This is a genomic window from Hymenobacter sp. NBH84, from assembly GCF_014217645.1.
Taxonomy (GTDB): domain Bacteria; phylum Bacteroidota; class Bacteroidia; order Cytophagales; family Hymenobacteraceae; genus Hymenobacter; species Hymenobacter profundi.
Genome location: NZ_CP043644.1, coordinates 2,877,282 through 2,895,139, shown reverse-complemented (window position 1 = coordinate 2,895,139; position 17,858 = coordinate 2,877,282). Strand labels below are relative to the sequence as shown.

General features: G+C 56.4%; 16 protein-coding genes. 12 read left to right on the top strand and 4 right to left on the bottom strand.

All coding sequences use genetic code 11. The features are described from left to right. Nucleotides 1–71: 71 nt before the first annotated feature. Nucleotides 72–1,154: a PA14 domain-containing protein gene (locus F1C16_RS12105; protein WP_185280909.1), complete on the bottom strand. Its 1,083-nt coding sequence runs from the start codon at nucleotides 1,152–1,154 to the stop codon at nucleotides 72–74. Between the two features lie 386 nt (nucleotides 1,155–1,540). Between F1C16_RS12105 and F1C16_RS12100 the strand changes: the two genes are divergently transcribed. After that, the gene (locus F1C16_RS12100) at nucleotides 1,541–2,557 is read left to right on the top strand and encodes an enolase C-terminal domain-like protein (RefSeq protein ID WP_185280908.1); all 1,017 of its coding nucleotides are present in this window, start codon (nucleotides 1,541–1,543) and stop codon (nucleotides 2,555–2,557) included. 154 nt (nucleotides 2,558–2,711) lie between these two features. On the opposite strand, the gene F1C16_RS12095 is transcribed toward F1C16_RS12100, so the two are convergent. Further along, complete coding sequence (locus F1C16_RS12095; RefSeq protein ID WP_185280907.1) at nucleotides 2,712–3,305, bottom strand: DUF6799 domain-containing protein; 594 nt, start codon at nucleotides 3,303–3,305, stop codon at nucleotides 2,712–2,714. Nucleotides 3,306–3,457: 152 nt separating this feature from the next. Here F1C16_RS12095 and F1C16_RS12090 point away from each other — a divergent pair, with 152 nt between their 5' ends. Further along, complete coding sequence (locus F1C16_RS12090; RefSeq protein WP_185280906.1) at nucleotides 3,458–3,907, top strand: MarR family winged helix-turn-helix transcriptional regulator; 450 nt, start codon at nucleotides 3,458–3,460, stop codon at nucleotides 3,905–3,907. Between the two features lie 33 nt (nucleotides 3,908–3,940). Further along, nucleotides 3,941–4,588, top strand: coding sequence for a YceI family protein (locus tag F1C16_RS12085; protein ID WP_185280905.1), 648 nt, complete (start codon nucleotides 3,941–3,943; stop codon nucleotides 4,586–4,588). A 77-nt stretch (nucleotides 4,589–4,665) separates the two neighbouring features. Here F1C16_RS12085 and F1C16_RS12080 read toward each other — a convergent pair whose 3' ends face one another. Continuing rightward, on the bottom strand, nucleotides 4,666–5,445 hold the full coding sequence (locus tag F1C16_RS12080; RefSeq protein WP_185280904.1) for a hypothetical protein: 780 nt from the start codon (nucleotides 5,443–5,445) through the stop codon (nucleotides 4,666–4,668). Between the two features lie 126 nt (nucleotides 5,446–5,571). Beyond that, the gene (locus F1C16_RS12075; protein WP_185280903.1) at nucleotides 5,572–6,129 is read right to left on the bottom strand and encodes a hypothetical protein; all 558 of its coding nucleotides are present in this window, start codon (nucleotides 6,127–6,129) and stop codon (nucleotides 5,572–5,574) included. A gap of 133 nt (nucleotides 6,130–6,262) precedes the next feature. On the opposite strand from F1C16_RS12075, the gene F1C16_RS12070 reads away from it, so the two are divergent. The 9 genes from F1C16_RS12070 (at nucleotide 6,263) to F1C16_RS12030 (ending at nucleotide 17,811) form a co-directional block, all read left to right on the top strand. Continuing rightward, entirely contained in the window at nucleotides 6,263–6,655 is a 393-nt protein-coding gene (locus F1C16_RS12070; protein WP_185280902.1) for a hypothetical protein, read from the top strand. Nucleotides 6,656–6,742: 87 nt separating this feature from the next. After that, nucleotides 6,743–9,289 (top strand): DUF4132 domain-containing protein, encoded by a 2,547-nt coding sequence (locus tag F1C16_RS12065; protein WP_185280901.1) that lies wholly within the window; start codon nucleotides 6,743–6,745, stop codon nucleotides 9,287–9,289. 88 nt (nucleotides 9,290–9,377) lie between these two features. Further along, nucleotides 9,378–9,659, top strand: coding sequence for an ATP-dependent Clp protease adaptor ClpS (locus F1C16_RS12060; RefSeq protein ID WP_185280900.1), 282 nt, complete (start codon nucleotides 9,378–9,380; stop codon nucleotides 9,657–9,659). A 145-nt stretch (nucleotides 9,660–9,804) separates the two neighbouring features. Beyond that, entirely contained in the window at nucleotides 9,805–10,419 is a 615-nt protein-coding gene (recR, locus tag F1C16_RS12055) for a recombination mediator RecR (protein WP_185280899.1), read from the top strand. Between the two features lie 125 nt (nucleotides 10,420–10,544). Continuing rightward, on the top strand, nucleotides 10,545–11,933 hold the full coding sequence (locus F1C16_RS12050) for an aspartate kinase (RefSeq protein WP_185280898.1): 1,389 nt from the start codon (nucleotides 10,545–10,547) through the stop codon (nucleotides 11,931–11,933). A gap of 72 nt (nucleotides 11,934–12,005) precedes the next feature. Further along, nucleotides 12,006–13,697: a glycosyltransferase gene (locus F1C16_RS12045; protein ID WP_219733331.1), complete on the top strand. Its 1,692-nt coding sequence runs from the start codon at nucleotides 12,006–12,008 to the stop codon at nucleotides 13,695–13,697. Between the two features lie 94 nt (nucleotides 13,698–13,791). Further along, the gene (locus F1C16_RS12040; RefSeq protein WP_185280897.1) at nucleotides 13,792–15,012 is read left to right on the top strand and encodes a pyridoxal phosphate-dependent aminotransferase; all 1,221 of its coding nucleotides are present in this window, start codon (nucleotides 13,792–13,794) and stop codon (nucleotides 15,010–15,012) included. 244 nt (nucleotides 15,013–15,256) lie between these two features. After that, nucleotides 15,257–16,276 (top strand): bifunctional heptose 7-phosphate kinase/heptose 1-phosphate adenyltransferase, encoded by a 1,020-nt coding sequence (locus tag F1C16_RS12035; protein ID WP_185280896.1) that lies wholly within the window; start codon nucleotides 15,257–15,259, stop codon nucleotides 16,274–16,276. A 290-nt stretch (nucleotides 16,277–16,566) separates the two neighbouring features. Beyond that, the gene (locus tag F1C16_RS12030; protein WP_185280895.1) at nucleotides 16,567–17,811 is read left to right on the top strand and encodes an OmpA family protein; all 1,245 of its coding nucleotides are present in this window, start codon (nucleotides 16,567–16,569) and stop codon (nucleotides 17,809–17,811) included. Nucleotides 17,812–17,858 lie beyond the last annotated feature (47 nt).

Sequence of the window (17,858 nt, the reverse complement as noted above, 5' to 3'; positions counted from 1 at the left end):
AAAAAAGGAGTATACTTGACGACGGAAAGTCAGCAAATATACTCCTTTGCGCGTGGCACCCCAGCGTTCAGCTAGTACCCAATCACAATCCGCCGTACAATGGTTTTGTTGGCCATCTGGAGGCGTAGTGTATACAGGCCAATGGGCACATTGGGCGAAACCTGGATGTCGGGCTGACCGCTGATGAGTACGGGTGCACTATAGGCCCGTAGGCCGCTGGCATCCCACAATTCCAGCGTAGCGGTTTGCGGCAGAGCCGGTTGCACCCGCAAATAGAACGTGCCGTTGTTAGGCACAGGATACATGCTCACCTGCAGCGGCACTTCTTTCACTTCCACCGCTTTGATAGGAGAGTACACGGCCTGCGTGCCGCAAAGCTGGCGCAGCCGGTAATACGTAGTGCCCAGCGGAGCATGCTGATCAATTAGGTCATAGGTGTGGGCCTGCGTGGAAGTACCGGCACCAGCTAGGCTGCCAATCTCCTCAAATGCAACGCCATCAGTAGAGCGCTCTACCACAAACGATTCGCTGTGGTGCTCCGTGGCGGTAGTCCAGTTGAGCTGCACCTGCTGGCCTACGCTGTTTAGCTCGAATTCAGTGAGTACAGGAGAAGGATTACCATTTTTATTGGTGTACAACACGCCATTAGGCACTATTTGCTGTACCAAGCCAGGACCATCGTAGCGCAGTACTAGTCCTTGGCTACCCCCGTGCTCACCGTAATACACCCGCAGGGTATGAAAGCCTGCGCTGAGTTTCTTGGTAGCCGTTGCTTCGCGGTAGCCGTGTGCGTCGCCGGCGTTGATGACCGTGGGTTGCGTATCCTGATCAAACCACACGGAAGCAGCATCGTCGGAGCCAAGGTAGAAGGTATAGGTACCGCCCGTAAGAGCGTAAAATTTGCCAGTATAGGTGGCGCTAAACTCGTCGGGATTACCGGGAGAGTTATAAACAGCCACATCACCCACATTAAAGATATCGGTCTGATTGAAGGAGAAATTCAACTCACTTATGTGGCGGTTGACAATCCCTGGTTTTGCACGGGTGAAAAACGATATGTCGTCGTAGAAATAGCCACGGTAATACGTAGCCAGCAAACCGGCCTCGCAGGCGTTGGCTGGTGCATTCTGGCCCAGTACGAGGGTAGGCAACACTATTCCTGCACAGAACAGCGCAAAAAAAGCAGTGCGTCTTGCCAACTGTATCCAATTGGAAAATGCGTAAAAATTAGTTCTCATAACGTGGGTGGGAAAGATAAAAAAGGGCAGGAGGCGTGTTACTTCTAAGTAGGAAAAAGCAAAGCGGAAGACAGCCCGGAATCCAACTATATTATCTTATAATTGTAATATTCCAACTGCACATGTAGCCATATACGGACACTCAATTCAGAGGTTTAAAATTATGACATTGCACGGAAAAAGAAATAAAAATAACGGGTAAATGCCATTAAAAAGCATAGAATGTGGCATTCTGAAAAGGTTACTGTCCTTTGTGCAGCCCCAGATACCGTGCTGGCGTTTTTCTTTCTTCTCTCATCTCTATGCTGATCTGGACCCTCACGCCGCTGCTGCTGCCCCTGCGCTATACCTGGAAAATTGCCCGCAATGCCTCTGACAGCAAAACCAACCTGCTGGTCCAGCTGACCGATGCGAAGGGGGAGTACCAGGGTAGGGGCGAGGCGGCGCCCAATGTGCGCTACGGAGAATCGCCGGAACGGCTGATGCAGGAGTTTGAGCAGCTGCTGGCTGCGGGTTTGAGCCGCGTGGGCAGCCTGGCAGAGTTGGAAGCTTTGCTGGCTGCCTACCCACCTGCGCACGCGTTGCGCTTTGCGCTAGAGTCGGCCTACTTGCATCGAGAGGCAGCGCAACGCGGGCTGACCGTGCCCGCACTGCTGGGGGTATCCGCGCCGGCCGCACGTACGCCTACCGCGTTTTCCCTACCCATTATGGATCCCGGCGCTGTGGCTGGCTTTATGCAAGAGCAGGACATGCGGCGCTTTCCGCTGCTGAAAATCAAAGTGAACCAGGAGAGCGGCTACGAGCTGTTGCGTGAGGTAGTGCGCGCCGCGCCGGGGCACCCGCTACTGATCGACGGCAACGAATCCTGGACGGATGCCGATGCGTTGCTGCATTTTCTGGAAAAAATTGGGCAGCTACCTGGCCTGCGCGTGCGCCTGCTGGAGCAGCCCCTACCCGCCGCCTGCACCACCGACTACGAATACCTGCGCCCCCGTACGCCCTACCCCCTGTTCGCCGATGAATCGGTAACCGACACAGCCGATTTCGCGGCCATTGCCCGTCAGTTTCACGGCGTGAATATGAAGCTGATGAAAGCTGGCGGCTACCATAACGGCCTGCGCCTGTTTGCGCAAACCCGCGCCCACGGCCTGCAAACCATGTTGGGCTGCATGGTCGAAACCTCACTGGGCATCTGGTCGGCTCTGCAAGTGAGTGCCCTGGCCGATGTATGCGATCTAGATGGATTTTTGATTCTGCGCGACGAGCCGTTTGGGCTGGTGCATGAGCAGGATGGAGAGTTGGAGATAGTGGAGTTATGAGGTAGTGAAGAGAAAGCGTCTGTCATCCTGAGCGGAGCGAAGGACCTTCTCACAAGAGAACGAGTCGTTGATACGATAGTCGTTCTAGCGTGAAAAGGTCCTTCGCAAGCGGACGCCAGATAAAGGATGACAGACGCTTTCTCTTCACCACTCCCTACTTCGCCAACTGTTGAAGCTGCTGGTCCAGTTCGCGGAGCTGTTGGTCGAGTTGGCGGGTGTCGGGTGGGGTAGACTGCCGGGAGAGCAGGTCGATTTTTTGGTTGAGCAGCCGTACTTTTTGCTCCATCAGCTTCAACTGCTGGCTTTGCCGGTTTAGCTGGGCCTGCAAATCGGATAGAGGGACTATTTTGCCGCGCTCTACGTACTGCTCGAAGCGGGCTGCGTTGGCGCCAATAGTATCGTGGCGGGCCGCGGCGGCGCTGCTAGGTGTGGCAAACACAATACTGCCCGCGCTATTCACATAGTCGCCCTCGTGCAGAGTCGTTAGTTTGCCGCTGGGTAGCTCCACGATGCCACTTTTATAGTTGATCTTCGTGCCATTGGCCAACCGGATATTTTTTGTGAGCGGCTGGTAATTGTTATCTTGATGGAGCACTACCTCTCCATTGCGAAACAGAAACTGCGCCCCGGTACCGTAATCTACCGCACCTATGGGCCGGACGCGAACAGCCGTTTTTTCCTGGGCGCTGGCAGGTGATACCGCCGTTAGTAAGCTACCCGTTAGCAAGAGGAAGAGGAAAGTACGCATGAGTTGCTGGTGAGAGAGAAAATTGTTCCTCTACGCATCGGCACAACGGATGGTAGACAAGCAGCTGTAAATTTTTCCGTCAAATATGTTGCAACATTAAATGTATGTACATACATTTGTGTCATCAATCAGCCGCATCAATTATGTCAGCAATGAAAATAGAGGATGCCATCAAGCAACCGGTTTTTAAGGACCCTTATCAGAAGGTGATGATCAACCTGTTGTATACGGCTGGCTGGTTGGAATTGCGGCAGGCTTCAGCCTTTCGCGAATACGGCGTAACCGGGCCTCAATACAATGTACTGCGCATTTTGCGGGGGCAGCACCCAAAGCCCGCTACCGTTAACCTGCTGATTGAGCGCATGCTGGACAAAACCAGCAACGCCTCGCGCATTGTAGACAAGCTGGAGGCCAAGCAACTCGTGACGCGCACGGTATGCCCCAGCAACCGCCGCGCCGTGGACATCTGCATCACCGACGCCGGCCTGGCGCTGCTGGAAAGCATGCAGCCCGTGTTGGAAGAACAGAATACTGTTTTGAAAAACTTGAGCGTGGCGGAAGCCGAACAGCTCAGCAACTTACTCGATAAACTCCGGGACTGACGGCTTTCAGTCACATTTACTCTTTTTTCAATCATGAAAAAAATCGTTTTGTCGGCTCTCGTAGCCGCCACTTTCCTCGGCACTTCTGCTTTTGTTGCTGCTCCTGGTACCAGCGCCAACGCTACCCGTGTGGAGAAAGCCGCCGCCAAGACCTACAAAGTACAGCCGCAACTCAGCACTCTGGGTTGGGAAGGCAAAGCCGTAACGCACGGCCACAACGGCACGGCCCAGTTTACGGGCGGTGAGTTGATGGTAAACGGCAATCAGCTGGTGGGCGGTACCGTGACGGTGGACATGACCACGGTGAAGACAACCGACATCAAAGATGCCGACAGCAACACCAAGTTCATGGGTCACCTCAACTCGGACGACTTCTTCAGCACCGCTAAGTTTCCTACCGCTACTTTCAAAATCACGAAAGTAGCCTATATCAAAGGTGCCGCTGCTACTGCCAACAACGCCAACATCACCGGCGACCTAACTATTAAAGGCAAAACCAACAGCATCACTTTCCCAGCCAAGGTAGGCGTGAAGAACGGCGTAGCTGCTGCCAGCGGCACGGCCACTGTTGACCGCACCAAGTACGATATCAAATACGGCTCGAAGTCCTTCTTCGAAGGCATCGGCGACAAAGCCATCTACGACGACTTTACGCTGAGCTTCAACGTGATTGCCAAGTAGTAGGTACCTAATCAGCCTATAAAAAATCCCCGCTACCAGATGGTAGCGGGGATTTTTTGTGCGCGTTATGCAGATGGCTATTTACCGCGTAAGCGGCTCTGGCGGTACAGCATCTGCTGCCTCACTACCTGAACCAGCGAGTCGGGCACGAAGACCGGGTCGGTAGGGGGCTGCTGGGCGTTGAGGGGGTAGCGGAGCCAGTACGTTTTGTCAGTATCGTCGAACTGGCCGTCGCGGTCAGAATCGTAGCGTAGCTCCGCTAGCAACATTTTCGTGTTCGGAATCAGCTGCCAGCTTTCGAGGCGGGTGCTGTCGGGTGTAAGCTGATGCAGCTGCTCGCCAGCGCGGTTGGAGATAAACAGAATGCGCCCATCGGCACTGGTCAGCTCGCCGTCCCCGTTACGGTCGGCCGTAATCATCTGGTAAAAGATGTACGGGTAGGTAGCTGTAATCACCTTCTCGATGCGGTAGCCACCATTGTCTAATAGTAGGTGGGTGCGGCCAGTAGGCAGGTGGTGAAACAACAGGTTAAAGATCGGGCCGCGGGCCGAATCGTAGTTGGTGCTGGCGTAGGAAGCGAGTGCGTCGCCCTTAATATCAATCAATGGCCGTTCCTGCCTACCCGTTTTCACCGCCATAATGGGTTGGTACACATACCGGCCACTGTCCAACGGTACGGGCGCAGCGTATTGTACCCGGTACGTTTGGGCAGCCTGTCGGATGGTGAGCGAGTCGGGAATAGGCGGTGTCTGAGAAGCCGAGGTAGCTGCCGGTTTCTTTTGCTGATCGGGAGAGCAGGCGGTAGCCAAACCGCCAAATAACAGACAGGTAAACAGCGTAGAACGGGTAACGGGCATGAAAAGGGTTGCGCAAAAGGTAAACGGAAGCTGGGTTGCCTACTAACGAAACCCGGCAATAGCTAGTACGGTAGCGGGTGGGGTAGGGATGTATCGGGCGGCTCAAAGCCTGTGCCAGCCCTAGCGCTAATCTGGCAGGGCTAGCTCGTGCGGTAGCTCAAACCGCAGACTGTGGCTTTTGCTGCGGGCGCGCAACTGCTGCAAAAACGAGTCGAGGTCGGCTTTGTATTCCAGCCACAAATCTTCGTGCAGGTTGGCCTGCACCAGCGTGGTGGTGCGGGCGGCCAGGCGGGCCGTGGCGGTATAAAATCCCGCAAACGGACTCTCAAACTGCCCCGTGTAATTGTCGAAAATATGCCGCAGCATATACAGGTTCAGGTCTACCTCCAGGCGCTTGTCTTTGGTGATGCGGCGGGCGCGGGTCACTTCCTTGGTGGCTTTGCTAAGAGCTTTGGTAAGACTGCGGTTGAGCAGCCGCCCAGTAGCGCCTACCGCAAACAGTTCATGAATCCGGTCGGAGGCCTGCTCATATACCGTTTCCACCGTCACGTCGGGTAGCAGCTCAAAGCTGAGGGTATCGTACAGCTCGGCGTCGCGGCGGGCCGCACGTAGCAGCAGGGCTTCTTTTTCCTTATCGGTAAGGCGTTTTAGGGCCTTTTTAAACTCGGCAGACGGAACGGGCATGAGGGAAATACGGACTAAAAAGGCAGAATTGAAAGTCTTGTACGATAGATAGGGCAACAGCACCTTGGGATTCGTAGTCTTTTTTCTATATTGCTAAAAATATTAGTTGTTCAAATTTTTAGCAAAGTAAGCCATGGCGCTACTCACTATTCAGGATGAAACTGCCATGGGCAGCATCCTCAACCGGCTGGAGTTGGAAATAGGGCAGGAGATGATCACCGTACGCGAGTTGATTTCGCGGCGCGTGCAACAGGAGGTAGCCACCTACAACGCCCGGCAGGTAGGGGTGTTTAGCGGCTTGGTGCAACCCACCATGTCAGAGCGGGTGCTCAACGGGTTTCGGCTGCGGCAGCCCAAACCCATTGATGCCGAAGAACAGTTGTACAAGGCGCTGGAAGGTTTTCAGCAAAACGGCTACTTCGTGCTCGTGAATGATCGGCAGGTAGAGTCGCTCGACGAGGAGGTGTGGTTGGGCGTGGGTGCTACGGCTAGCTTCATTAAGCTGACGCCGCTGGTAGGCGGATGATAGATGATTCCCCTCTGGACCACTCTACTGCGGCGCCTCGGCTTTGCTAAGGCCGAAACGCCTGCCGTGCTTTCATCTCTATTCACTATGGTTACCAAAGAAAAAAAATCCTTTACGAAGCTGTTGAGCAGCCCCCGTCCCGAAGCCGTTGAAATGCAGTCTTTCCTTCTGCAATACCTAACGGAAGTACAGGAGCTGAATTTATCCTATTACTGGGATTTGAGGCTGCCAGAACTGTTTGCATATCAGCTGCTCAAGCAGCAGGATGCCGCTTACAAAGGCCGGTTGGTGCTAGCCACGGTAGAGGCGTTGCGTAGTCTGTCTAATAATAATGAGACACTTTATCAGCTAAACGCATTACTGAAGCAATTGCTGCGCCTGACGCTAAGCATCAGTAGTGAAGGATTCCTGCAACTGCTGAAGCTGTACGGAATAAGCGAGCAGGCAAAGGAGCAGGAAGTGGAAACGGCGTTGAACAAGTTTCCGGTGCTGCTCACGCTAAGCCAAGTGGAAAAACTGGCAGCCAAAGAAGGAATATCGGAAGCGCTGCTTGCCTACCTTAAGCAACTCCGGCTGCATGGCGTCTCTAGCTCCGATAACAGGCTGGGAAATTTGCGCGCTAAAATTCAGGATATCCTGAGGGCCAGCGGGGTAGCAGAGCTGCCCGTAGTTATTTTTCCTGCCGATGACCTGTTTGGCGTAACCTTGAATGAGTTTGTGCAGGGGCTGCACGGTAGCGATGCGGCTGGATCCTGGTTGCGGCTATTGCAATTGTGCCAGAATGTGAGTGGAGCGCAACCCACGGGCAAGTTTCAGAAAGCAGCGGCAGCGGCTGTAGCCGCAGTGGGGGCAGAAAACGTGGCGGCTCAGTATGAAGTCTGGCTGAATGGCCTGACGAAACTACCGGTGCAGGAGCTGAACCGCACGCAGCACTACGGTAGCTATACCTACACCCACACCGAGTGGCACTTTCTAAGCACTCCAAACCAGGAGGTTGTAAAAGGTTTGCTGTGGACGAGCGGGTTGCTGCCCAGTGCTGCGTTGCCACACTCTATAGCCGAGTTGGCGGCGAAGTGCTACCGCAAAATCCCAGGCAAAGGGCCCCTGGCGCCAGGCCTCGGCAATGCCTGCCTGTGGGCACTGGCCCAGCGTGGCCTAGCAGGTGTGATGCACCTCTCGCGCCTGCACAGCATCGTGAAGCAAAGCAACACGAAAAACCTTATTGGACACTACCTCGAAACCGCGTCTCTGGCGCTGGGCATGACGCCCGCCGAGCTGGAAGATATGGCCGTACCGGACTGTGGCTTAGCCAACGGTCGTGCACTGCATGAGTTTGGCGACTACCGCGCCGTGCTGCAACTACGCGCCGGCAAAGTGGAGGTGCAGTGGAGCAAAGCAGACAAAAGCATGAAAGCGGTGCCGGCGGCGCTCAAGCGCACCCACGCCGAGGAATTGCGCGCGCTCAAGCTCGCCCAAGCGCAGGCCCAGCACACCTATACTGCGCAACGCGACCGGCTCGACCGGAGCTATATCATAGATCGGCGCATCACGTGGCCCCGATTTCAGCGCTACTACCTACAGCACGGGTTGATGAGTGAACTGACGCGGCCGCTTATCTGGCGCTTTCACCGCCCCGATGGTACCCACCACGACGCCCTGTGGCTGGACAATGCTTGGCGCACCGCGCAGAAAGAGACCCTACCCGAACCCAATGAGGCCGACACCGTGCAGCTCTGGCACCCAGTGTTAAGCACCACCGACGAAGTGCTGGCTTGGCGCAATCTGCTTGACAGCATACAGTTGCGCCAGCCATTCAAGCAAGCCTACCGCGAGGTGTATCTGCTTACACCGCCCGAGGAACGCACGCGCACGTACTCCAACCGCATGGCTGCGCACGTGCTGCGTCAGCATCAGTTCAGCGCTCTGGCGCGTGGCCGCGGCTGGAACTACCGCCTCATGGGCAATTATGATAAGGGCTACGAATCGGACTCGACTACCCTGGAGCTACCCGCGCACAGCTTGGAAGCGCAGTTTTGGGTGAGTGAAGTCAATGCCGATGGTGCCTGGAATGAAGCCGGTATCTGGAATTACGTGAGCACCGACCAAGTGCGTTTCGTGAACGACCATGGCCCCGTACCGCTGCCGGAAGTGCCGCCGCTGGTGTTTTCGGAGGTGATGCGCGATGTAGACCTGTTTGTAGGGGTAGCCTCGGTAGGAAACGACCCGCTTTGGCGCGACAATGGCGGCTTGGTGCAGTACCGGGACTACTGGCAAAACTACTCGTTTGGGGAGCTAGGCGAAGTAGCGAAAACCCGTAAGGCGGTCTTAGAGCGACTAGTGCCCCGCATGCAGCTAGGAAAAGTAAGTCAGATCAACGGTAATTTTCTGGAAGTGAAAGGCAAGCTGCGGACCTACAAAATTCACTTAGGCAGCGGCAATATCCTGATGACGCCCAACGACCAGTACCTGTGCATTGTGCCCGACCGCTCGGCCAAAATAGTCACCGCCACCGGCGTATTCCTACCTTTCGAGGGAGACGCCATCCTGTCAATTATCCTCAGCAAAGCCATGCTGCTCATGGCCGACGACCAGATTGCCGACGAAACAATTGTGCGGCAGATCCGGCGCCGGTAAGCAAGTATGCAGCTTATCAGGGGGTTATCTAGCCAGAAAGGTGCGGTTGAGGTTGACCTTTTACCCGGTTTTTTCGTAAATTTGCACCATGCATAGCAACCCGCAAATCGACTACAACGAGGACGTACTGCTCCTGGAAGAAACCATCGACGTGCGCGACTTGGTCGTGTACAACGATGATGTGAATACGTTTGAGCACGTTATCAAAACCCTGATCGACGTGTGCCAGCACGAGCCCGAGCAGGCAGAGCAGTGCACGCTGCTCATTCATCACAAAGGCAAGTGCACGGTAAAGCACGGCGCCTACGATGAGCTAACGGGCATGTGCACCGCCATCCACGACCGGGGCATTTCGGCTGACATTCTGTAGCAGCTTTCCTCCCGAAAAATTCTGTCATCCTGCGCCCGGCGAAGGACCTTATCGCCCCCTGTTCGTTGTTAAGAAACGGGCCGGCGGGATATGGTATCTTGCCGGCCTCAGGATGACAGTCTATTTTACTCCTTCCCTCTTTTGAATGGAATTTCCCTCCAAGCTGATAGAAAATGCCGTGGGTGAGTTGGCCAAGCTGCCGGGTATTGGCAAAAAAACCGCTCTGCGTTTGGCCCTGCACCTCCTCAAAGCCGAAACTGAAACCACCAGCAACCTGGCGGAGGCACTGGCCAAAATGCGCTTCGACATCACCTACTGCCAGACCTGCCATAATATTTCTGACACGGAGCAGTGCAGCATCTGCGCCAATAAGCTGCGCGACCACGCTACCATTTGCGTGGTATCCGACATCCGCGACGTGATTGCCATTGAGAATACTGGTCAGTACCAGGGCACCTACCACGTGCTGGGCGGCGTGATTTCGCCCATCGAGGGCATCGGCCCCGGCGACTTGCACATCGATACGCTGCTGGAGCGCGTAACGGCGCCCGGCTCGGAGGTGCAGGAAGTGATTCTGGCCATCAGCCCTACCATGGAGGGCGACACCACGGCCTTCTACCTCTCGCGCAAGCTCCGCGACCAGGAAGGCGTCAACATCAGCACCATTGCCCGGGGCATCCCGGTAGGGGGCGAGTTAGAATATGCTGACGAAATTACGCTAGGCCGCAGCATTGTGGAGCGTCAGCGCCAGGCGCGGTAAGGTATATTATTGCTACATGAGTGAAGCCGCCGGAGTTTACTTCCGGCGGCTTTTTTTGTGGTAGAGACAGAGAGTCTGCTAATTCAACACGTAACACTCAATATTTCCGGGCTATTTTTGCCAGTATGCTTACGGTAGAAAAAATAGGTGGCACTTCTATGAGTGCTTTTGGGGATGTGCTTGATAACATCATCCTGTATGGCCGCGAGGGTGCGGCACTGTATAATCGCATCTTTGTGGTGTCGGCCTATGCTGGTGTCACCAACTGGCTGCTGGAGAACAAGAAAACCGGCGCGCCGGGCGTCTACCACCGTTTTGCCAAGCACGAGCAGTTCCGGGAGGCCCTGAGCCAGGTGAGCGAACAGCTCCAGGAGCTGAACAAACAGTATGAGCCGCTAGGGCTGGACCTCGCCGTAGCCAATGCCTTCATCGCGCAGCGCATTCAGGACGCCCAAGGCTACCTCGATAATCTGGCCAGTATTCTGGCCTCGGGCTACGTGAGCAGCGAAAACATCTTGCAGGCCGCCCGCGAGATTCTGGCGTCCATCGGTGAGTCGCACTCGGCCTTCAACTCCGTGAATATCCTGCAAAACCGCGGCATCAACGCTACCCTGGTGGATTTGAGCGGCTTCCACGATGCCACGCCCTACACCATCGACCAGCGCATTCAGAAGGCGTTTGGTAGCATCGATTTTGCCTCTACCATCTGCATTGCTACCGGCTACACCAAAGGCACGGAGGGCATTATGCGCGAGTTTGACCGGGGTTATTCCGAAGTGACGTTCAGCAAGATAGCCGTAGCTGTGCGGCCGCAGGAGGCCATCATTCACAAAGAATACCACCTCTGCACCGCCGACCCCGGCGTGGTAGGGTTGGCCAACTGTGCCCCGGTAGGCTTCACCAACTACGACGTAGCCGACCAGCTGGCCGACGTAGGCATGGAAGCCATTCACCCGAAAGCTTCCAAGCCGCTGGAAATCAATAAAATTAATCTGCGCATCAAGAACACCTTCGAGCCCGAGCACCCCGGCACGCTCATCACCGAAGACTACGTGAGCCCCACCAAGCGCGTGGAGGTAGTAACCGGCACCGACCGCGTGCTGATCGTGGACGTGTACGACCCGCTGATGGTAGGCGGGGTAGGCTTCGACCTGCACATCATGGAAGCCTTTGCCCGGCTGGGCATCAGCTACTCCTTTAAGGCCACTAGTGCCAATAGCATTTCGCTGGTTATCTGGGAGAAAGACTTCAAGTCGCAACTGGTAGAAGAGCTGCAAGCCAAGTTCGAGAAGGTGACCGTAGAGAAAGCCGCTATGGTCTGCATCATCGGCTCCAACATCGACGAGCCGGGGCTATTGGCGCGGGCGGCGGGCGCGCTGGCCGGAGCGGGTATCAACATTAAGAGCGCCGGTTTTGCTCTGCGCAAGGTGAACATTCAATTTCTAGTGGCTAGGGAAGATTTCAACCCCGCCGTAGTAGCATTGAACGCGGCCTTATATGCCACGGAAGGATAGAAACTATGTTGTTATAGGATTATGCAAGGGTAGGGTAGGGCTTTTTAGGTAGTTCACCGTAATTTGCCCACCTTGCACTCCCCCCTACCTACCCGCCGCGTGAAGCTCTCCGTCGTCATTGTCAGCTACAATGTTTGCCACTTCCTGGAGCAGGCCCTGTTGTCGGTGCGGAAGGCGGCGGCGCATCTGGGCGAGCCAGTAGAGGTGTTTGTGGTAGACAACCACTCAGCGGATAGCTCGGTAGCGATGGTGCGGGCACGCTTCCCGGAGGTAGTACTTATTGAAAACAAGACCAACCCCGGTTTCAGCACCGCCAACAACCAGGCCCTGCGCCACGCCCGCGGCCAGTACATGCTGCTGCTCAATCCCGATACGGTAGTGGAGGAAGACACCTTCCGGAAGTGCTGCCAGTTTATGGACGAGCACCCCGAGGGCGGCGGCATGGGTGTACACATGCTGGATGGCCAAGGCCGTTTTTTGCCTGAGAGCAAGCGCGGCCTGCCCACGCCCTGGGTGGCATTCTACAAAATATTCGGTTTGGCGTGGCTGCTACCCAAGTCGCGCACCTTTGGGCGCTACCACCTGGGCTACCTCAGCAAGGACCAAACCCACGAAATAGAAGTGCTCAGCGGCGCTTTCATGCTGATGCGCCGACAAGCGCTGGACGAGGTAGGGCTGCTCGACGAGGACTATTTCATGTACGGGGAAGACATTGACCTGTCGTACCGACTCACGCAGGGCGGCTGGAAAAACTACTACTACCCCGGCACCCGCATCATTCATTACAAAGGCGAAAGCACCCGGCGCACAAGCATCAACTACGTGTTCATGTTTTATCGGGCCATGGTCATTTTTGCTGGCAAACACTTCGCGCCGGGCAAGGCCGGGGTGTTTAGCTTGTTGCTGAATCTGGCTATTTGGTTGCGTGCCGGGGCCGCCGTGGCCCACCGTGTAGTGGCCGGTTGTGCCCCCGTGCTGCTGGATGCCATAGGGGTAGGCGCCGGGCTGATTGCGTTGCGGTCCGTTTGGCCCGAAGCAGCGCTGGCTGGCCCAGCCGCCGTGCCGGCGTGGGTGGCTACCTGGCTGACGGCCGCCTACCTCAGCGGTACTTACGACCAGCCCCCGCGCCTCTGGCCCATTGTGCGGGGCATCTTGTTGGGCACGGTAGCACTACTAGCTGTCGATGGTTTTGCGGAAGCAGGCTACGCGGCCAAAACCCTGCTGCTGGGCGGTAGCTGGGCAGCGGCTGTAATGGCGGGCTGGCGAATGGCGGTGCATGCCGTGCGTCACGGCAGCGTGCACCTGCACCAGTTCCGCACCCGGCGCGTGGCCATTGTGGGTTCAGAGGGTGAAAGCAGCCGGGTGCGCAAATTGCTGCGGCAAGCTGGCGCGCCTGTGTATGTGGTGGGGCACGTAAGCCCTACTCAGGTAAGCCCAGGAGAGTTGGGTACCGTGAGCGAGCTGCAAGCCCTCATTCGTCATTACCGGGTAGACGAATTGGTATTCTGTGGCCAAGACCTAACGTCGCAGCAAATCATGACCCTGATGACGCAATTGCCCCAACGGCTGGAAGTTGCGTATCGCATACTGGCCCAAGGAAGCGAGTATATTGTGGGTAGCTCCAGCCGCGTATCACCCGGCGATTATTATGCGCCGGAGCAAGCTGCTACTACCTATTCGCCCGCCCCGGATATGAGCGTGCTGGTGCGCTGCTTTCGGTGGCTGGGCTGGGTGCCGGAAGCCAATAATGCGCCGCGCGACTGAGTAGTCGGCAGCGTAAAAAGAGCAGGTAAAGCGGCGCGGCTTCAACTCAAATCCGTACATTGGCCGAACTTCTGACCTGTTTCATCCTTTTCGCATGTCCAGCTCCGCTACCTCCGTTGCCTCCGTGTTGTCCGACCGCATCAACGCTTTGCAGGAATCCCAAACGATTGCCATGGCCAAAAAGGGCCGCGAACTGGCCGCCCAAGGTATTGATATTATCAGCCTGAGCTTTGGTGAGCCGGATTTTCAAACGCCGCAGTACATAAAAGACGCCGCCAAAACGGCCATTGACGAGGGCTACACGTTTTACACACCCGTACCCGGCTACCTGGACCTGCGCCAGGAAATTTCCGCCAAGTTCAAGCGCGACAACAACCTCGACTATCAGCCCGACCAGATTGTGGTGAGCACCGGCGCCAAGCAGTCGCTGGCCAACGTGGTGCTGAGCGTGATAAACCCCGGCGATGAGGTAATCGTGTTTGCGCCCTATTGGGTGAGCTACGAGGAAATGGTGAAGCTGGCCGAAGGCGTGCCCGTACCGCTGATGGGCACCATCGAAAACGACTATAAAGTGACGGCCCAAGAGCTGGAAGGGGCCATTACGCCGCGCACCAAGCTCATTATGTATTCCTCGCCCTGCAACCCTACAGGCGCCGTATTCTCGCGCGAGGAGCTAGCGGCTATTGCCGAGGTAGTGGCCCGCCACCCCCAAGTGCTGGTGATGGCCGATGAGATTTATGAGTACATCAACTTCGTGGGCGAGCACGTGAGCATCGCGCAATTCGAGGAGATAAAAGACCGGGTAATTACCGTGAATGGCTTCTCGAAAGGCTACGCCATGACGGGCTGGCGCGTGGGTTACCTGGCGGCCAGCAAGGAAATCGCCTCGGCCTGCGACAAGCTTCAGAGCCAGATTACGTCCGGTACGTGCTCCATTGCCCAGCGCGCCGGCCTGGCTGCCCTGCAAGGTGGCCGCGCCTCCGCCGACGAAATGGTAGCCGCCTACCGTCGTCGCCGCGACCTGGTGCTGGACTTGGTGCAAGACATCCCCGGCTTCCGCACGCCGGTTCCCGAGGGGGCGTTCTACATCTTCCCCGACGTGAGCGGCTGCTTTGGCAAGACCACACCCGAGGGCAAAGTGCTGGAAACTTCAGCCGACGTAGCGTTCTACCTGCTCAGCGATGCACACGTGGTAGCCGTCAGCGGCGACGCTTTCGGGGCGCCCAACTGTATCCGCTTCAGCACCGCCGCCGCCGATGAGAAGCTGCAAGAAGCTTTCAACCGCATCAAGATTAGCATTGAGAAGTTAGGGTAGGGAGTGGTGAGATAAGAAGACAAGAAGAAGGGTCTCATCCTGAGCGCAGCGAAGGACCTTATTACGGTAGAACGAGTCGTGGTTACGCCTGTCGTTCACGCGTGATAAGGTCCTTCGCTGCGCTCAGGATGAGACCCTTCTTCTTGTCTTCCTATCTCACCACTTCACCCTTCGCCATTTCACCATCTCCCAACCTCACCACTTCACCATTTCCTACCTTTGCGGCCTTACTAATCTTTGCGTAATGCCTCAGCTTGCTACACCCACCACGTTATCCGATCTATTTTCCGCGTTCAACCAACTCAAGGTGCTGATTGTGGGCGATGTAATGGTGGATGCCTACGTGTGGGGGAAAGCCAGCCGCCTGTCGCCGGAAGCGCCGGTGCCGGTGGTGAATGTGGTGCGTACCGAGCAACGCCTGGGTGGTGCCGCCAACGTGGCCCTGAACGTGCAGGCCTTGGGTGCTACCCCCTTGCTATGTGCCGTGATAGGCGAGGACCAGGGCGGCGACCAGCTGCTGACGTTGTTGCAGGAGCGGAAACTGTCGGCCGAGGGCATTGTGCGTAGTGCCCACCGCCCTACCACCGTGAAGCAGCGCGTGCTGGCCGGCGGGCAGCAACTACTCCGCCTCGATGCAGAAGTAGAGCACGACCTCAACGAAACCGAAAACACCAGCCTGCACGCTCGCTACGAACAGCTATTGGCCCGCGCCGATGTGGTCGTATTTGAGGATTACGACAAAGGCGTGCTGAATGAAGCGACCATTCAACGTTTCATCCAGCTGGCGCGTGCGCGGCAGGTGCCTACGGTGGTCGACCCCAAGAAGAAAAACTTCCTAGCCTACCAATACTGCACGCTGTTCAAGCCCAACTTGAAAGAGCTGCGCGAGGGGCTGAAGCTGGAATTCGGTGATACCGACGCCGACCGCCCCTACTTTGAAGCGGCCGTAGCGCGGCTGCGGCAGGAACTGCAACCGGCCAACGTGCTCGTGACGCTCTCGGAGCGTGGGGTGTTTATCGAAGATGCGCAACAGAAGCAAACCTACATCCCAGCCCATATACGCGCTATTTCCGACGTTTCGGGGGCCGGCGACACAGTGATTAGCATTGCAGCCCTGTGCGTGGCGTTGGGGGTAGGTGCTCCGGCCACCGCCGCGTTGGCCAACCTGGGTGGCGGCCTAGTATGTGAGCAGGTAGGGGTGGTGCCAATCGCCAAGCAGCAGCTATTGACAGAAGCCCAGACCGTAGGCCTGAGCTTGGGCTAGCTTAAGCGAAACGGTTGTAGTGCATAAGTCAGCAAGCATTAGTTGTTCTTTCACGAAGACTCAGCTTATGCTTGACAAGCAAAGATTTTAATGGAGCCATCAATCTGCCTGCTTGCTATTTACGTACATAAATTAGTGATAATCCATTAAAAAATTGGATTTCATATATGATACGTGAATACTAAAGTGGTTCCTTTATGGTTGACAGGCAGAACTTTTCGGATGAAATCAGGCATTTCCTTGAAAGCCATGCGCTGCTGCCGAGTACAACCGCCGCTTCAACTGATTCTGTGGCAGCAGTTGACCGTGTTACCGAACTGGTGGTAGCCAAGCTAACCGAAGTGGCCCGGCAGGCAGGTGGGCAAGAGGTAATCTGGAACGTGGCCCACCAAACGGCTGCTTCGCAAGTGCTTAAGCAGCCCGCCACCTTGCGCGACCCAGCGGCTAGCAACCAAGGCAACGATTTGATGAAATCGTTGCTGGAGGACCGCTACCACGGCACAATGCACAATATAGTAACTGATACAGGCGCTGATGCCGGCGAGGTAAACCAGTTGGTTGGTCAGGCAGCCCTTGCGGCAGTTGCGCTCTTGGGCCAGAAAGCCGCTGCCAACCAATGGGATGCCGAGGCTCTTAGCCAGTGGTTGCAAGCACAGGGCAACGGGCAAGTGCAAGCCCCACGCGTCCGCCTGGCCTTGCCGCCGTTGCCCGCATTCACCGCCGCACCACGTGAGCCGGTGCCTGCCCGTGGTGGGAGTAGCGGCCGCTGGGGCTGGATTGCACTGATGGTCGCCATTGCCATTGCGAGCTTCGTGCTGGGCCGGCAAACGGCTCCTACCATCAACTACCAACTGCCCGACAACACCCTGGCCAGCAATGCGCTATCGGCCAGTGACCGGTTCTCTCTACCCACTGCCGCCGCCGATAATCGAAGCACCTGGGACGCCGCTAACCCCATCAACGTGGTGACCAACGAAAATTTTCAGGCCGCTGGCGGCTACCCCGAGGTCATTGCGACCAACACTACCCCCAACAGTGGCGGTGGCTACGTGTATGGCAACGCCGGGGTGCCGGTGGTACTAAAGCTAAGCGGTGGCTTACAGCAGATTATCGGTTCCAACTCCACCGAAAGTCGCCTGTACCAGTTCCTGGCCGACCCCTTGATGGCAGTGGATACCTTGAACCCGTTGAAAGGCTGGATTGGCTTCGACCGCATTTATTTTGAGTCGAGCAAAGCCACGCTCACCAATGAATCGATGTGGCAGCTCTCCAACGTAGCCAGCATTCTAAAGACCTTTCCCAAAGCCGAAGTGCGGATTGGAGGCTACACCGACAGCTCCGGCGACCCGCTGCTCAATCTGCGCCTGAGCCGCGACCGAGCGCAAGCCGCCCGCTCTACCCTCATCAGCATGGGCGTCGATCCGAACAACGTAGAAGCCATCGGCTACGGCTCCCTGGACAACATCGCCAGCAACGACACCCCCGATGGCCGCTCGCTCAATCGTCGGGTTAGTATTCGAGTTTTAGAGAAATAAGAATAGCGTACGAATACAAAAGCCCGCCGGAATACTCTTCCGGCGGG

Excerpts from the sequence above, each read along its gene's own strand:
- F1C16_RS12035 (WP_185280896.1), top strand. The coding sequence starts at position 15,257 with ATGCCTCAGCTTGCTACACCCACCACGTTATCCGATCTATTTTCCGCG.
- F1C16_RS12095 (WP_185280907.1), bottom strand. The coding sequence starts at position 3,305 with ATGCGTACTTTCCTCTTCCTCTTGCTAACGGGTAGCTTACTAACGGCG.
- F1C16_RS12090 (WP_185280906.1), top strand. The coding sequence starts at position 3,458 with ATGAAAATAGAGGATGCCATCAAGCAACCGGTTTTTAAGGACCCTTAT.
- F1C16_RS12060 (WP_185280900.1), top strand. The coding sequence starts at position 9,378 with ATGCATAGCAACCCGCAAATCGACTACAACGAGGACGTACTGCTCCTG.
- F1C16_RS12075 (WP_185280903.1), bottom strand. The coding sequence starts at position 6,129 with ATGCCCGTTCCGTCTGCCGAGTTTAAAAAGGCCCTAAAACGCCTTACC.
- F1C16_RS12085 (WP_185280905.1), top strand. The coding sequence starts at position 3,941 with ATGAAAAAAATCGTTTTGTCGGCTCTCGTAGCCGCCACTTTCCTCGGC.
- F1C16_RS12050 (WP_185280898.1), top strand. The coding sequence starts at position 10,545 with ATGCTTACGGTAGAAAAAATAGGTGGCACTTCTATGAGTGCTTTTGGG.
- recR (WP_185280899.1), top strand. The coding sequence starts at position 9,805 with ATGGAATTTCCCTCCAAGCTGATAGAAAATGCCGTGGGTGAGTTGGCC.
- F1C16_RS12070 (WP_185280902.1), top strand. The coding sequence starts at position 6,263 with ATGGCGCTACTCACTATTCAGGATGAAACTGCCATGGGCAGCATCCTC.
- F1C16_RS12040 (WP_185280897.1), top strand. The coding sequence starts at position 13,792 with ATGTCCAGCTCCGCTACCTCCGTTGCCTCCGTGTTGTCCGACCGCATC.
- F1C16_RS12080 (WP_185280904.1), bottom strand. The coding sequence starts at position 5,445 with ATGCCCGTTACCCGTTCTACGCTGTTTACCTGTCTGTTATTTGGCGGT.
- F1C16_RS12065 (WP_185280901.1), top strand. The coding sequence starts at position 6,743 with ATGGTTACCAAAGAAAAAAAATCCTTTACGAAGCTGTTGAGCAGCCCC.
- F1C16_RS12100 (WP_185280908.1), top strand. The coding sequence starts at position 1,541 with ATGCTGATCTGGACCCTCACGCCGCTGCTGCTGCCCCTGCGCTATACC.